Here is a 13,884-nt window from a genome sequence, read left to right as displayed (position 1 = left end):
GGCGGAGCCTGCGCCTGAACGGGCAGTGCCACCCAGCAGGCTGCCGAGCAATCCACCCAATTCCCCCAGGCCACCGAGTCCGCCCGGGGCCGCGGTATTGCCGGCGCCACGTTGCGATGCGGCGCCCTGGCCACCGCGCAAGAGTTGTTCGAGCAGATCGCTGGTGTTCATGACAAGGTCCTGTTCGACAGCAGAAATTCTGTCAGGAAACGATAGCCCCCTGAGGAGATTCCGCCACCTCCGTCCGGCCGACACCAACGCGAATTTATCAGCAGTATTTTGCTCCGACCCAGCTAACATTCATGAGGGATGGACCTTATTCGCGGATTTTCGGTCGATACCTGCAACCCGACCGGTTTGCCGCCGCCCTCACCCATCGAGGGTGATGACTGGCTTGCTTCACTTTCTGGAGAACACCCCCGTGATATCCACCGTACACATCGCCAGGCTCAAAGCATGGGGCGCCCATGGTTTTACTGCCACAGGCGTAGTCACCGCGTTCCTCGCCACCCTCGCGCTGCTGGAAAACCAACCGATCAATTGTCTGCTGTGGCTGGGGGTTGCACTGATTGTCGACGGACTCGACGGCGCACTGGCGCGCAAGGTCAATGTGCAATCAGTGCTGCCGAGCTTCGACGGCTCGATTCTCGATCTGGTGATCGATTACCTGACTTACGTGTTCATACCGGCGCTGTTCATCTACCGCTATATACCTCTGCCGGACTACACGCTGCTGCTGACGGTCTCACTGATTCTGGTCTCGTCGCTGTTCTGCTTCTGCAACGTCAACATGAAAAGCAAAGACAATTACTTTCAGGGCTTTCCCGCTGCCTGGAACGTGGTCGCACTGTGCCTGTACATTATTGCCCCGTCGCCGTGGATCACCTTCCTGACCGTCATCGGCCTGGCGCTGCTGACCGTGACACGGATGAAATTCCTGCATCCCTTCCGCGTACGCAAGTTCATGCCCATCAACATTGCCGTGACCGCCATCTGGCTGCTCTGCAGCATGTCGCTGGTGATCAACCATCCGTTGATCAACCCGATGGTCATGGGGCTCTGGTTGCTGATGTCGGCCTACTTTTTGGGCATCTGCATCTGGCGGACCGCAATGGAATGGTTTGATGGATCGCGGTTGTAGGCGCAAGCTTGCTCGCGATAGCAGTGGGTCGACCGACATCGATGTTGGCTGTGCCGCCGTCATCGCAAGCAAGCTTGCTACGGGAGTGAAGGGTTATTCAGAGGCGTCGGTTGATGACCACCTCAAGATACTCGCTCGGTACCACCATCGAGTTCTCCCCCGCGCGGTTCAGGCTATTCAACAGTTCGGTCAAGTCACCTTCCAGTAACGTGGCGCCTTCCGGCGGCAGCGCGCCGAATGCCTTGTGGACTGGGCCGTACCAGTTGCGAAAGGTCTCGATAAAGTGCGCGGCAGAACGGTAACGGAAGTTGAAATGCCGGCGTGTCACCTGAATCAGAAAGTCGCTTTCGTCGAACTGCGAACGTAGCCACTCTTCCCGGCCCCAGTTGGACGGAGGTTGCGCACCGGCCGGTGGGGGCATGTGCTGGCCCAGTGTCTTGAACATCTGGCCGACGAAACCTTCTGGCGTCCAGTTGGCCAGACCGATGCGACCACCCGGCCGACAGACCCGCCCCAATTCTGTAGCCGCCTTTTCCTGATCCGGGGTAAACATCACCCCGAATGTTGACAGTACGGCATCAAAACTACGGTCCTCAAAAGGCAAATCCTCGGCGTCCGCAACCTGAAAAGTAACTTCAAGATGTTCAGCCCGCGTCCGGTCCTGTCCGCGCTCAAGCAATGCGGCGACATAATCGGTAGAAGTCACCAGACAACCCCGCCGCGCCGCCGCGAGTGTCGCGTTACCGTTGCCCGCCGCGACGTCCAGCACCTCCTCGTCGCAGAGCAAATCGCAAGCTTCGGCCAACTGCTCGCCGACAATCTGCAGCGTGGTGCCGATTACCGGGTAGTCGCCACTGGCCCAAGCGGCCATCTGCCGGTTTTTCAAAGCAGTGAGATCAATGGGGGTGCTCATAAACTCTGCTCCGCAATAATGAAACAGCATGACCCATGCTCGCTGACTATCGCTCTGGAGCCCGTGTTTGGCACGACCGATGGTCCGGCCGGCGGATGAATTGGCTGACTCGCCGATAAGCGGTGTCGATCTGTTTCAGCGACTTAACAACTTGCGCGCGGAAAGTTGTGCAAATGGGAAAAAAGCACAATGGCTCAGGCTGCAAACCTCTGAGCCATTGCCTTGAACATCTAGGCCGCAGGTGCTTTAGCCTCTTCCAGCAACTGCTGAATCATCTTTTCCTGCGTCTCATAGCGCCCTTCGCCGAAGTGAGTAAAACGAACCTGACCCTTCGCGTCGATCAAGTAGTGCGCCGGCCAATACTGATTGTCGAAATTGCGCCAGATTGCGTAATTGTTGTCGATGGCCACCGGGTAGGTGATGCCGAGTTTTTTCACCTGATCCCTGACGTTGTCGATGATGCGTTCATAACCGTATTCAGGGGTGTGAACACCGATGACCACCAGGCCGTCCTTCTGGTATTTTTTCGCCCAGTCTTTCACGTAGGGCAAGGCGCGCTGGCAGTTGATGCAGTCGTAAGTCCAGAAATCCACCAGCACTACTTTGCCCTTGAGCGACTCAGGGGTGAGTGCCGGCGAGTTGAGCCATTGCACGGCGCCGTCCAGCGACGGCATCGCGCCTTGGGCGTTATCCATCGACGTATCAGCCTTGACCTTGCTGACCAGGTAATCGACCACTTTCGGCACAGTTTCCAGCACCTGCGTTTCGACGTGGCTGATGCCCTCGGATGAAGTGCCCGCCAGCAAGGTTTTGTCCGCACCGGTGGAGATTACAGCGGCAGCGGCCAACACAGCGACACCGGTGCCGCGGCGCAACCAGCCCGTTACAGGAATCGAAGCCTTCAGGCGATTGACCAGGCCGCGACCGGCGAATATCAGCGTGCCGAGGGCTAATGCGCTGCCGAGCCCGTATGCCACCAGCAGGAGGCTGGTCTGCGGGTTGGCACCTTGCAGCATGGCGCTGGTGAGGATCACACCGAGGATCGGCCCGGCGCACGGTGCCCACAGCAAACCGGTGGCGACGCCTATGAGGATCGAGCTGAGCGGACCGGACATTTTGCGGCGATCAGGGTCGATGCGATTACCCAGCAGTACAAAGGGACGCGCCAGCCAGTCGCCAACCCGCGCGGAGATCAGCGACAGAGCGAATAACACCATCACGATCAGCGCCACGTGACGACCGGTATTGTTGGCCTGTACGACCCATTCACTGCTAACCACCGCCAGACTGGAGATCAACGCGAAGGTCAGGACCATGCCTGCCAATGTCAGCAGGATGGATGAGCGCGTGCGGTCGACCCCGGCGAACAGGAACGGCACGACCGGCAAGATGCACGGGCTGAGGACGGTCAACAGGCCGCCCAGGAATGCGATCAGTAACATGGGATTCACCGGATGCGAGAAGAGTGGTTTATGTGAACCGATGGGAGCGGCAGTGCGACTTGCTCGCTCCCACAGTCAAGCCCGGCCATCAAGCCGTCTGGCGCTCCAGCCACTGCCCCTGAGGCGTATGGCGGGCGCCGTTCTCCGCCACTCGTTGGCCCTGGGTGGTTCGGCTTGAACCGTCCTCGGCGAGGAGCCCGTTGCCGCCCTTCACCACTGGCGCCAATTGAAAGCACGTGTCGCTGCCACAGTGACTTTGCCCAACAGCCGCGTTGGCATGGGCGGCCGCGCCGGCCAAAGCGAAAGCACTGGCGGTCAAAAAGCGTGTGAGGTTTTTCATGATGATCTTCCTGCCTAGAAAAGGATTGACGAGGGCTCAATCAGCGACTCAGTTGTCTTCGTTGCAGCTGTCGGAGAATTTGCGATAGTCGAGCACCTGGGTTTTGCCGCTGGAATCCAGGTAGGTCATCTGCGCATTCACCACCCCGCAGGCAGGCTCGGCATCCTGCTTCAGCGACACCACTTTCCTGATGTCCAGATGCGTACCGTAGGTGTAGGTTTTGGGCGTGACGTCGGCTTCGGCACGTGCCGAGAAGGTGCAGATATTCAGTGCTGCAAACAGGCAAGTGGCGTAGATGGCTTTAGTGTTCATGGTGGTGTCCTCAAGGCTTCAATGGGTAGTGAGCCGAGGCGGTTTGGGTTTGCCTCGATGGAGCTCATTAGAAGCCCCCGAGGTATCTCGTCTGTGTCAGAAACAGGCGCGGATAAATCGGTTCGTATCAGAACCCCGTCCTGATACACAGTCATACAAAACCCCTGAAGTTCGTCGTTTTTGCCTCCACATGTATCCCTCGACGGAGCAGATACACTGCAATACAAACCGCAGCGGGCGAACGGGTGAAGGCTCTATAGACTGAGCAGCAATCCCCCATTTACAGAGGCTTGGTCCATGGAACACGTTGATCACATTCTCATCGTCGACGATGACCGCGAGATTCGAGAGCTAGTGGGCAACTATCTGAAGAAGAACGGCCTACGTACCACCGTCGTCGCCGATGGTCGGCAGATGCGCTCTTTCCTGGAATCCACGCCGGTCGACCTGATCGTGCTGGACATCATGATGCCGGGCGACGATGGCCTGATGCTCTGCCGTGAAATCCGCGCGGGTAAGCACAAGGCCACGCCGGTGCTGATGCTGACCGCCCGCAACGATGAAACCGATCGCATCATCGGCCTGGAAATGGGCGCTGACGATTACCTGGTCAAGCCGTTCGCCGCCCGCGAATTGCTCGCCCGCATCAACGCCGTGCTGCGCCGCACGCGCATGCTGCCGCCCAACCTGGTGGTGACCGAAACCGGCCGCCTGCTGGCATTCGGGCGCTGGCGACTGGACACCTCCGCCCGCCATCTGCTCGATGACGATGGCACCATGGTCGCCCTCAGCGGTGCGGAATACCGACTGCTGCGAGTGTTTCTCGATCATCCGCAACGCGTGCTCAATCGCGACCAGTTGCTTAACCTGACCCAGGGCCGCGACGCTGACCTGTTCGACCGCTCCATCGATTTGCTGGTCAGCCGCTTGCGTCAACGCCTGCTGGACGATGCCCGCGAACCGGCCTACATCAAGACCGTGCGCAGCGAAGGCTACGTTTTCTCGTTGCCGGTGGAAGTCCTTGGAGCGCCAGCATGAAACTGTCCATGCGCTGGCCTCGCACCCTCGCCTCTCGGCTGTCGCTGATCTTCCTGATCGGCCTGATTCTGGCTCAGGCGTTGTCTTTCGGCGCGCAATACTACGAACGTTACGAGAGCGCGAAGACCACCATGCTGGGCAACCTGGAAACCGACGTGTCGACCTCGGTTGCCATCCTCGACCGCTTGCCCGCCGCAGAACGTGCAGGCTGGCTGCAGCAGTTGGATCGGCGCAACTACCGCTACTTGCTCAATGAAGGATCACCCGGCACACACATGAGCGATACGCCCATCGCGATGACCTCGATCAAGGACGCCATCGGCATGGATTATCCGATGACCGTCACCGACATACCCGGCGCGCAGAAACACTTCCAGGTGCACCTCAAGCTGTCGGACGGCAGCCCGCTGACGATCGATGTTCGGCCGGCAATGGTGCCGTTATCACCGTGGCTGCCAATGGTGTTGCTGGGACAGTTGGCCCTGATGATTCTCTGCACCTGGCTCGCCGTGCGGATCGCCATTCGCCCGCTCACCCGCCTGTCCGAAGCGGTTGAAAGTCTGGACCCAAACGCCCATGCAGTACTGCTGGACGAGAAAGGTCCGACCGAAGTCGCGCACGCCGCCAGGGCGTTCAATGCCATGCAGGCGCGCATCGCGGCTTATTTGAAGGAGCGAATGCAGCTGCTGGCAGCGATTTCCCATGATCTGCAAACGCCAATCACGAGGATGAAACTGCGTGCCGAATTCATGGATGAGTCCAGCGAAAAAGACAAACTGTGCAACGACCTCGGCGAAATGGAACACCTGGTGCGCGAAGGCGTGGCGTATGCCCGCAGCATCCATGGCTCGACCGAGGAAAGCCGGCGCACCGATCTGGATTCGTTTCTCGACAGCCTGGTGTTCGACTATCAGGACGTGGGCAAAGATGTGCAGCTCGATGGCAAAAGCGGCACGGTGATTGACACCCGTCCGCATGCCCTGCGTCGGGTACTGGTGAACCTGACCGACAACGCGCTGAAATTCGCCGGGGCAGCCGAGTTGCAGGTGGCATCGAAAGCCGATGGCCGTCTGTCGGTGAGAGTCCTGGACCGTGGCCCCGGGATTGCCGAAGCGCAACTGGCGCACGTCATGGAGCCGTTTTACCGCGTAGAAAACTCGCGCAATCGCAGCACCGGTGGCACCGGTCTCGGTTTGGCAATCGCCCAGCAACTGGCACTGGCAATCGGCGGGACGCTGACATTGAGCAACCGCGAAGGCGGGGGATTGTGCGCCGAACTGACATTGCCTGAGCAAGCGTCAGGTCAGTAGAGAGCGGTCACGCCAACCACCCCTTCGCCGTGCATCTGCCGCAGCAGTGCCAGTCCGCCGTCCATGAAGGTTTGCGAACCGACAGAGCCTGCCTCCTGCGCCAGACCCTGCAGCTGCGCCTGACCATTGAGTAGCGGAAACTCCGCGATGCGTTGCAGCAGCCGCCACGCCAAAGGGCTCAATTCGGAAAATTTCACCGTCCAGTCCGCCGCTCGTCGAACCAGTAACAATGTTGGCTGAGCAGGGGCCGTTTGCGGCTGGAAGTCCGGTCCAACCAAGTGCACCGGCCAGGTGTAAGCCAACGGCCATGCCAGCGGTGAAATCATCAAGGGTTGTTGCAGCAAACTGTTGGCAGAACCAGACGGCAGAGGCTCGGCGTCGGACTGTTGCAGGACCATCTCGACCCATTCGTAATGCGCCAGTTCGAGCATGAACGGCGGCCAGGCGACTGGCTTGAACTCATCCGGCTCAGTGCCGAGGAACTCGACAAACTCCTGCGCAATCTCCCCAAATTTAGCCGTTCTCGCGCGATGATCGCGCAGGAAGCTTCTCACCAGCAAACGCCAATGCTCATCGCCAAGGATTTTGATCAACACCGGAAAGGTGCCGCTGAGCAGGGTCGACAGGTTTTGAAAAATCAGGTCGCGATAGACCTCTGCCCGCGCCAAGGGCATTTCGGCCGGTGGCGGGTTGTGCTCGGGATCGCGCAGATAAAGACCTAGCGTGGTCTGTTGTTCCTGCAGCGTGCGCTTAGCCACGGTTCACCTCCTGATCTTGCAAGCGGCGAAGGGTGCGCAGCTCAGTCACCAGGCTGGAAAACGCCGGGAAATTGAAATCCCGTTCCAGCAGGGTCGGTTGCGCACCGAAACGGCCATATGCCTCGGCCAGTAACGCCCAGACCACCGGTTTGACCGATGCGCCATGGGTATCGATCTTCAACGTGTCGGACGCATCAAAATGCCCGGCCACGTGCATCGCCACCACCCGCTTCGGATCGATTCCGGCCAGGAAGGTCTGTGGATCGAAGCCGTGGTTGATCGAATTGACGTACACGTTATTGACGTCCAGCAACAGGTCGCAGTCAGCTTCATGCAGCACTGCGTTAGTGAACGTCAGTTCGTCCATGTCTTGCTGCGGCGCGGCGTAGTAAGAGACATTTTCCACCGCCAGGCGCCGCCCGAGAATGTCCTGGGACTGGCGGATCCGCGCCGCCACGTGATGCACCGCTTCTTCGGTAAACGGCAATGGCAACAGGTCGTAAAGGTGACCGTCGTCACTGCAATAACTCAAATGTTCGCTGTACAACGGCACCTGATAATGATCGAGGAAACTGCGCACTTCGTGCAGGAAAGCAACGTCGAGCGGTGCCGGACCGCCGAGCGACAGGGACAAACCGTGGCAGGATAACGGATAGCGCTCGGCCAGGCTTCGCAAGGCGTGGCCATGGGCGCCGCCGATACCGATCCAGTTTTCCGGCGCGACTTCAAGAAAGTCGAAATCGCCTGCCGGTGCGGCTTGCAGGTCTTTGATCAAACCACGCCGCAGGCCGAGCCCGACGGTCGCTTTCGTTGGCATGACGGGGGTCCGCATGGTGTCGATCTCAAATTGTCTGAACGGAAGCCCAGTTGAGCAAAGCGGTGTATCGGCGCTGTGTTTCGACCCTGCGCAAATACGTTGAAAATGTATCGCCGAGGCGCCTGTACACGCTGTGGTACACGCAGGGTTCAAGACATTCCGCCGGGCAACCTAAACGCCGTTCAATCTGATTCTGGAAGCCCGCAAGTAACTCACCGATGACGGGACGCCTGTAGCAGCTGGCGCAGCCTGCGTTCGGCGGCACACGGCGATTGCAATGACCGAGCCGGGCGCCCGTCGTAAAACCTGAGCGCGCCGCCTTTTGATAATGTTCATCACTTGGATTCACGACTGCTTCGCAGCGGAACGCAGGCTGCGCCAGCTGCTACAGGTCAATGGCTCGCGCTCCTGCGGCAAATGTTACCGAGGCGGCGGTTCAAGACATTCTGCCGGGCAACCGAAACGCCGTTCAATCTGATTCTGGAGGCGCGCAAGTAACTCACCGATGACGGGACGCCTGTAGCAGCTGGCGCAGCCTGCGTTCGGCGGCACACGGCGATTGCAATGACCGAGCCGGGCGCCCGTCGTAAAACCTGAGCGCGCCGCCTTTTGATAATGTTCATCACTTGGATTCACGACTGCTTCGCAGCCGAACGCAGGCTGCGCCAGCTGCTACAGGGCACTTGGATGCATGACTGCTTCGCAGCGGAACGCAGGCTGCGCCAGCTGCTACAGGGCAATGGCTCGCGCTCCTGCGGCAAATGTTACCGAGGCGGCGGTTCAAGACATTCTGCCGGGCAACCGAAACGCCGTTCAATCTGATTCTGGAGGCGCGCAAGTAACTCACCGATGACGGGACGCCTGTAGCAGCTGGCGCAGCCTGCGTTCGGCGGCACACGGCGATTGCAATGACCGAGCCGGGCACCGGTCGTAAAATCTGAGCGCGCCGTCTTTTTGGAAATGCTCATCACTTGGATGCACGACTGCTTCGCAGCGGAACGCAGGCTGCGCCAGCTGCTACAGGGCAATGGCTCGCGCCCCCGCGGCAAATGTTACCCTGCCAACACTCGAACCGACCGGAGTGCGGAACATGCTCGACAGCCCCATCCGCGAACAACTTGAGCAACTTCAGCAACTGATGGCCGATCAGCCCTTTATCGTCCTGACCGGGGCTGGCATCAGCACCCCTTCGGGTATTCCCGATTACCGTGACAACCAGGGCGTGCGGCGTGGTCGCCAACCGATGATGTATCAGGAATTTCTTGCCGCCCCGGAGTCACGCCGGCGCTACTGGGCGCGGGCGATGCTCGGATGGCCGCGCGTGCGCCAGGCACGGCCAAACGTGGCGCATGAATCGCTGGCCAGTCTGCAACGCTCGCAGCTGATCGGCGGCCTGATCACACAAAATGTCGACACCCTGCACGATCAGGCCGGCAGCCGCGACGTGATCGAGCTGCATGGCAGTCTGCATCGAGTGCTGTGCCTGGACTGTGGTCAGCGTACCGAGCGCGATTCGATTCAACACGTGATGGAGGCGCAAAATCCGTACCTGGCCGGGGTCGATGCCGTGCAGGCGCCGGATGGCGATACGTTGCTGGATGCAGCGTTCGAGGCGCGGTTTCAGGTGCCGCACTGTCCGCATTGCAGCGGCGAGCGGATGAAACCGGACGTGGTTTTCTTCGGCGAGAACGTGGCGCAGGCCACGGCGGCCAAGGCAATGGCGGCGGTTGATAAAGCTGCAGGTTTGCTGGTGGTAGGCTCTTCGCTGATGGCGTACTCGGCGTTTCGCTTGTGCCGGGTGATGGCGGATCAAGGCAAGCCGTTGATTGCGATCAACCTGGGCAAAACCCGGGCAGACGATTTACTGGATATGAAAATCGAAGCGTCGTGCGAGCAATTGTTGCCCCTCCTGACACAACGCCTCTTACGCTGATCGTTCCCACGCTCCGCGTGAGAGGCGCTGGTCCAGGTTTTCCTCTCGAAAAATATCGAACAATGCCTGAGCAGCCGCCGACAGCTCCACGCCAGGCTTGGTCAGTACGCCAATCGCCCTCTCCACCACCGGATCATTCAACGTCAAACACCGCGCGCCCAATTCGCGCATCTGCCCGGCACACAACGCCGGCACTGCGCTCACGCCCAAACCGCTGGCAACCATTCTGCCCACCGTCGCCAATTGATGGCTCTCGAACTCCACCGGTAAATTTTTCCCCCGTGCTTGCAGGTGTTCTTCCAGCATCACCCGCACGGTAGACGGCCGTTGCAAGGTGATGAACGGCTCTTTGAGCAGCGTCTGCCAATCGATGTCATTGCGTTGCGCGAGCGGCGAATCCTGCGGCACCACCGCCACGAAGCGATCCACATACAGTGGTGTGAAGTGCAGCGAAGAGCTCTGCAATGGCTCGAACGCCACGCCCAGCTCCACCTGCCGGTCGCGGACCATTTCCAGTACTTGCTCGTTGATTACATCGTTCACCGTGACATTGACTTTGGGATAACGGGCGCGGAAGGTTTTCAGGATCGGCGGCAGCAGATTACCGGCGAACGACGGCATCGCCGCCAGGGTGACGCGGCCACGCTCAAGGGCGAAGCGCTGACGTAATTCGTCTTCGGCATTGTCCCAATCGGCAATCAGCCGCCGCGCCAGCGGCACCAGCGCTTCACCTTCGGGTGTCAACGCCACATTACGGGTGTTACGGGTGAACAGCCGCCCGCCCAATCCGTTCTCCAAGGCTTTTATAGTCAGGCTGAGCGCCGATTGCGACAGATGCAACCGCTCGCAGGCCACCGCAAAGCTCAGGCTCTGCGCTACCGCCAAAAAAGCTCTTATCTGCTTCACTGTCATGTCTGATTGCTCGCAGGAACAGAGCTGGCCCGAGATGACACCGCTGGAAACATCATCTCCACCGCGCCAGTGAAAAATATTAGTGAGTTTTATCTATCAATCGAACGCAAAAATCAACTTAACAAATCAATCCTCCGGCGAGACACTCAACCCAAACGGCTAGCCAGCCGCTCACCAAGAATAAAAGAGGTGCATATGGCAGGTTTCGACAAGCGCGTGAATTCCTACGAGGAAGCGCTGGCAGGTCTTGAAGACGGCATGACCGTGATCGCCGGCGGCTTTGGTCTGTGCGGCATCCCGGAAAATCTCATCGCCGAAATCAAGCGCAAAGGCACCCGGGAACTCACCGTGGTTTCCAACAATTGTGGCGTCGACGGCTTTGGCCTCGGCGTCCTGCTCGAAGACAGGCAGATTCGCAAGGTGGTCGCTTCTTATGTGGGCGAGAACAAGATGTTCGAGGAGCAATTGCTCAGCGGCGCGATCGAAGTCGACCTCACCCCGCAAGGCACACTTGCGGAAAAAATGCGCGCCGGCGGCGCTGGCATTCCTGCGTTCTTCACCGCCACCGGGGTCGGCACCCCGGTTGCCGAAGGCAAGGAAGTGCGCGAGTTTCACGGTCGTAAATACCTGATGGAAGAATCCATCACTGGTGATTTCGCCATCGTCAAAGGCTGGAAAGCGGACCATTTCGGTAACGTCATCTATCGCCACACGGCCCAGAATTTCAACCCGCTGGCCGCCACTGCCGGCAAGATCACCGTGGTCGAAGTCGAAGAAATCGTCGAACCCGGCGAGCTGGACCCGTCGCAGATCCACACCCCTGGCATCTACGTCGATCGGGTCATTTGCGGCACGTTCGAGAAGCGCATCGAACAGCGCACCGTGCGTAAGTGATCCCCTGCCCCCGGACCGAATGAAGGAATAACAACAATGGCACTTTCCCGCGAACAAATGGCTCAACGCGTCGCCCGCGAAATGCAGGACGGCTTTTACGTGAACCTCGGCATCGGCATTCCGACCCTGGTCGCCAACTACATCCCCGAAGGCATGGAAGTCATGCTGCAATCGGAAAACGGCCTGCTCGGCATGGGTCCTTTTCCGACCGAAGAAACCATCGATGCCGACATGATCAACGCGGGCAAGCAAACCGTCACCGCGCGGATCGGCGCGTCGATCTTTTCCTCGGCCGAGTCCTTTGCAATGATCCGCGGCGGCCACGTCGACCTGACCGTGCTGGGCGCCTTTGAAGTCGACGTGCAAGGCAACATCGCCTCGTGGATGATCCCGGGCAAAATGGTCAAGGGCATGGGCGGTGCCATGGATCTGGTGGCTGGCGCCGACAACATCATCGTCATCATGACTCACGCGTCCAAGGATGGTGAGTCCAAGCTGTTATCGCAATGCAGCCTGCCGCTGACCGGCGCCGGGTGCATCAAACGCGTGCTCACCGACCTTGCCTACCTGGAGATCGACAATGGCGCATTCATTCTCAAGGAACGTGCACCGGGTGTCAGCGTCGAGGAAATCGTCGCGAAAACCGCGGGTAAACTGATCGTGCCTGATCATGTTCCGGAAATGCAGTTCGCTGCTCAGTGAGGAATCATTCCATGCAAGAAGTCGTCATTGTTGCCGCCACCCGTACCGCCATCGGCAGTTTTCAGGGGGCATTGGCCAACGTGTCTGCAGTTGATCTGGGCGCTGCGGTGATCCGCCAGCTGCTGGAGCAAACCGGCCTGGACGTGGCTGAAGTCGATGAAGTGATCATGGGCCAGGTGTTGACTGCCGGCGCCGGGCAGAACCCTGCTCGCCAGTCAGCGATCAAGGCCGGCCTGCCGTTTACCGTGCCGGCGATGACCCTCAACAAGGTCTGCGGCTCGGGCCTCAAAGCGCTGCACCTGGCCACCCAGGCGATCCGTTGCGGCGACGCCGACGTGATCATCGCCGGCGGCCAGGAAAACATGAGCCTGTCCAATTACGTCATGCCCGGCGCTCGCACCGGTCTGCGCATGGGGCACGCGCAAATCGTCGACACCATGATCAGTGATGGCCTGTGGGATGCGTTCAACGATTACCACATGGGCATCACCGCCGAAAATCTTGCCGAGAAGTACAACCTGACTCGCGAGCAACAGGACGCTTTCGCTGCGGCCTCCCAGCAGAAAGCTTCAGCGGCCATTGAAGCCGGACGCTTTGCCGATGAGATCACGCCGATCCTGATTCCACAGCGTAAAGGCGACCCGCTTTCTTTCGCCACCGATGAGCAACCAAGGGCCGGCACCACTGCCGAATCCCTGGGTAAATTGAAAGCTGCCTTCAAGAAAGACGGTTCGGTAACTGCAGGCAATGCGTCCTCGCTGAACGACGGCGCCGCGGCAGTGATCCTGATGAGTGCCGAAAAAGCCAAAGCCCTGGGTTTGCCAGTGCTGGCGAAAATCGCTGCGTACGCTAACGCAGGCGTGGACCCGGCGATCATGGGCATTGGCCCGGTCTCGGCCACCCGCCGCTGCTTGGAGAAGGCCGGCTGGTCCATTGATCAACTTGACCTGATCGAAGCCAACGAAGCCTTCGCAGCTCAGTCTCTGGCGGTGGCCAAAGACCTGGAATGGGACTTGAACAAGGTCAACGTCAACGGCGGTGCCATTGCGCTGGGCCACCCGATCGGCGCATCGGGCTGCCGCGTGCTGGTCACCTTGCTCCACGAAATGCTCAAGCGCGATGCTAAAAAAGGCCTTGCCACCTTGTGCATCGGTGGCGGTCAGGGCGTGGCACTGGCGATCGAACGGGCGTAAAGCGTTCAACGGTCGGCGCGGGGACCCACGAAGATCCGCGCCGTCCGGCAATACCCCTGGTGCGACGCCCGTCGCACCAGGCTTTTACACGCATCCGTAGCAGCTGCCGAAGGCTGCGTCAGGCTCGGTCCGCGATCGGACCCAGCAGTCTTGAAATCAGGCGCAGCCGTTTTTCTCCT

The 13,884-nt window shown here is 59.6% G+C and carries 14 protein-coding genes and 1 pseudogene; 7 read left to right on the top strand and 8 right to left on the bottom strand.

From position 1 onward, the window contains the following. Positions 1–171: pseudogene (locus F8N12_RS01335) on the bottom strand (DUF533 domain-containing protein); the annotation flags it as partial. Between the two features lie 250 nt (positions 172–421). Between F8N12_RS01335 and pcsA the strand changes: the two are divergent. Beyond that, the gene (pcsA, locus tag F8N12_RS01330; protein ID WP_150578802.1) at positions 422–1,141 is read left to right on the top strand and encodes a phosphatidylcholine synthase; all 720 of its coding nucleotides are present in this window, start codon (positions 422–424) and stop codon (positions 1,139–1,141) included. Positions 1,142–1,238: 97 nt separating this feature from the next. Here pcsA and F8N12_RS01325 read toward each other — a convergent pair whose 3' ends face one another. The 4 genes from F8N12_RS01325 to F8N12_RS01310 form a co-directional block, all read right to left on the bottom strand. Further along, positions 1,239–2,054, bottom strand: coding sequence for a class I SAM-dependent methyltransferase (locus F8N12_RS01325; protein ID WP_150578786.1), 816 nt, complete (start codon positions 2,052–2,054; stop codon positions 1,239–1,241). Positions 2,055–2,284: 230 nt separating this feature from the next. Continuing rightward, positions 2,285–3,496, bottom strand: a complete 1,212-nt coding sequence (locus F8N12_RS01320; protein ID WP_150578785.1) for a cytochrome c biogenesis protein DipZ — start codon at positions 3,494–3,496, stop codon at positions 2,285–2,287. 88 nt (positions 3,497–3,584) lie between these two features. Beyond that, positions 3,585–3,836 carry a hypothetical protein gene (locus F8N12_RS01315; RefSeq protein ID WP_150578784.1) on the bottom strand — a complete coding sequence of 84 codons (252 nt, stop codon included), beginning with the start codon at positions 3,834–3,836 and terminating at the stop codon, positions 3,585–3,587. Positions 3,837–3,884: 48 nt separating this feature from the next. Then, on the bottom strand, positions 3,885–4,148 hold the full coding sequence (locus F8N12_RS01310; RefSeq protein WP_150578783.1) for a DUF2790 domain-containing protein: 264 nt from the start codon (positions 4,146–4,148) through the stop codon (positions 3,885–3,887). Between the two features lie 297 nt (positions 4,149–4,445). Between F8N12_RS01310 and F8N12_RS01305 the strand changes: the two genes are divergently transcribed. Both F8N12_RS01305 and F8N12_RS01300 read left to right on the top strand, forming a co-directional pair. Further along, complete coding sequence (locus F8N12_RS01305) at positions 4,446–5,186, top strand: response regulator (protein WP_150578782.1); 741 nt, start codon at positions 4,446–4,448, stop codon at positions 5,184–5,186. Next, entirely contained in the window at positions 5,183–6,496 is a 1,314-nt protein-coding gene (locus F8N12_RS01300; RefSeq protein WP_150578781.1) for an ATP-binding protein, read from the top strand. The genes F8N12_RS01305 and F8N12_RS01300 overlap by 4 nt, the downstream gene beginning before the upstream one ends. Here the strand turns inward: F8N12_RS01300 and F8N12_RS01295 are convergent. Continuing rightward, on the bottom strand, positions 6,490–7,254 hold the full coding sequence (locus F8N12_RS01295) for a DUF2063 domain-containing protein (protein WP_150578780.1): 765 nt from the start codon (positions 7,252–7,254) through the stop codon (positions 6,490–6,492). The two genes, F8N12_RS01300 and F8N12_RS01295, sit on opposite strands and share 7 nt — an antisense overlap. Then, the gene (locus F8N12_RS01290; protein ID WP_412072126.1) at positions 7,247–8,071 is read right to left on the bottom strand and encodes a DUF692 domain-containing protein; all 825 of its coding nucleotides are present in this window, start codon (positions 8,069–8,071) and stop codon (positions 7,247–7,249) included. Before F8N12_RS01290 ends, F8N12_RS01295 begins: the two co-directional genes overlap by 8 nt. Positions 8,072–9,161: 1,090 nt before the next feature. Between F8N12_RS01290 and F8N12_RS01285 the strand changes: the two genes are divergently transcribed. Further along, the gene (locus F8N12_RS01285; RefSeq protein ID WP_150578778.1) at positions 9,162–10,004 is read left to right on the top strand and encodes an NAD-dependent protein deacetylase; all 843 of its coding nucleotides are present in this window, start codon (positions 9,162–9,164) and stop codon (positions 10,002–10,004) included. On the opposite strand, the gene F8N12_RS01280 is transcribed toward F8N12_RS01285, so the two are convergent. After that, positions 9,996–10,916: a LysR family transcriptional regulator gene (locus tag F8N12_RS01280; protein ID WP_150578777.1), complete on the bottom strand. Its 921-nt coding sequence runs from the start codon at positions 10,914–10,916 to the stop codon at positions 9,996–9,998. The two genes, F8N12_RS01285 and F8N12_RS01280, sit on opposite strands and share 9 nt — an antisense overlap. Positions 10,917–11,111: 195 nt before the next feature. Here F8N12_RS01280 and F8N12_RS01275 point away from each other — a divergent pair, with 195 nt between their 5' ends. From F8N12_RS01275 to F8N12_RS01265, 3 genes are read left to right on the top strand one after another with little or no spacing between them, the layout of a single operon-like run. Next, the gene (locus F8N12_RS01275) at positions 11,112–11,810 is read left to right on the top strand and encodes a CoA transferase subunit A (protein ID WP_150578776.1); all 699 of its coding nucleotides are present in this window, start codon (positions 11,112–11,114) and stop codon (positions 11,808–11,810) included. 36 nt (positions 11,811–11,846) lie between these two features. Then, entirely contained in the window at positions 11,847–12,512 is a 666-nt protein-coding gene (locus F8N12_RS01270) for a CoA transferase subunit B (RefSeq protein WP_150578775.1), read from the top strand. A gap of 11 nt (positions 12,513–12,523) precedes the next feature. After that, positions 12,524–13,705, top strand: a complete 1,182-nt coding sequence (locus tag F8N12_RS01265) for an acetyl-CoA C-acetyltransferase (protein ID WP_150578774.1) — start codon at positions 12,524–12,526, stop codon at positions 13,703–13,705. The last annotated feature ends 179 nt before the right edge of the window (positions 13,706–13,884 follow it).

It is taken from the genome of Pseudomonas fluorescens (genome assembly GCF_902497625.1).
In the GTDB taxonomy this organism is placed as follows: Bacteria; Pseudomonadota; Gammaproteobacteria; order Pseudomonadales; family Pseudomonadaceae; genus Aquipseudomonas; species Aquipseudomonas fluorescens_BQ.
The sequence above is the reverse complement of the archived record's forward strand: the minus strand, read 5'-3'. Positions and strand labels throughout refer to the sequence as shown.

Coding starts and splice junctions, on each gene's coding strand:
- F8N12_RS01280 (WP_150578777.1), bottom strand. CDS start 10,916: ATGACAGTGAAGCAGATAAGAGCTTTTTTGGCGGTAGCGCAGAGCCTG.
- F8N12_RS01285 (WP_150578778.1), top strand. CDS start 9,162: ATGCTCGACAGCCCCATCCGCGAACAACTTGAGCAACTTCAGCAACTG.
- F8N12_RS01320 (WP_150578785.1), bottom strand. CDS start 3,496: ATGTTACTGATCGCATTCCTGGGCGGCCTGTTGACCGTCCTCAGCCCG.
- F8N12_RS01310 (WP_150578783.1), bottom strand. CDS start 4,148: ATGAACACTAAAGCCATCTACGCCACTTGCCTGTTTGCAGCACTGAAT.
- F8N12_RS01305 (WP_150578782.1), top strand. CDS start 4,446: ATGGAACACGTTGATCACATTCTCATCGTCGACGATGACCGCGAGATT.
- F8N12_RS01300 (WP_150578781.1), top strand. CDS start 5,183: ATGAAACTGTCCATGCGCTGGCCTCGCACCCTCGCCTCTCGGCTGTCG.
- F8N12_RS01270 (WP_150578775.1), top strand. CDS start 11,847: ATGGCACTTTCCCGCGAACAAATGGCTCAACGCGTCGCCCGCGAAATG.
- F8N12_RS01275 (WP_150578776.1), top strand. CDS start 11,112: ATGGCAGGTTTCGACAAGCGCGTGAATTCCTACGAGGAAGCGCTGGCA.
- F8N12_RS01325 (WP_150578786.1), bottom strand. CDS start 2,054: ATGAGCACCCCCATTGATCTCACTGCTTTGAAAAACCGGCAGATGGCC.
- F8N12_RS01265 (WP_150578774.1), top strand. CDS start 12,524: ATGCAAGAAGTCGTCATTGTTGCCGCCACCCGTACCGCCATCGGCAGT.
- F8N12_RS01315 (WP_150578784.1), bottom strand. CDS start 3,836: ATGAAAAACCTCACACGCTTTTTGACCGCCAGTGCTTTCGCTTTGGCC.
- F8N12_RS01290 (WP_412072126.1), bottom strand. CDS start 8,071: ATGCCAACGAAAGCGACCGTCGGGCTCGGCCTGCGGCGTGGTTTGATC.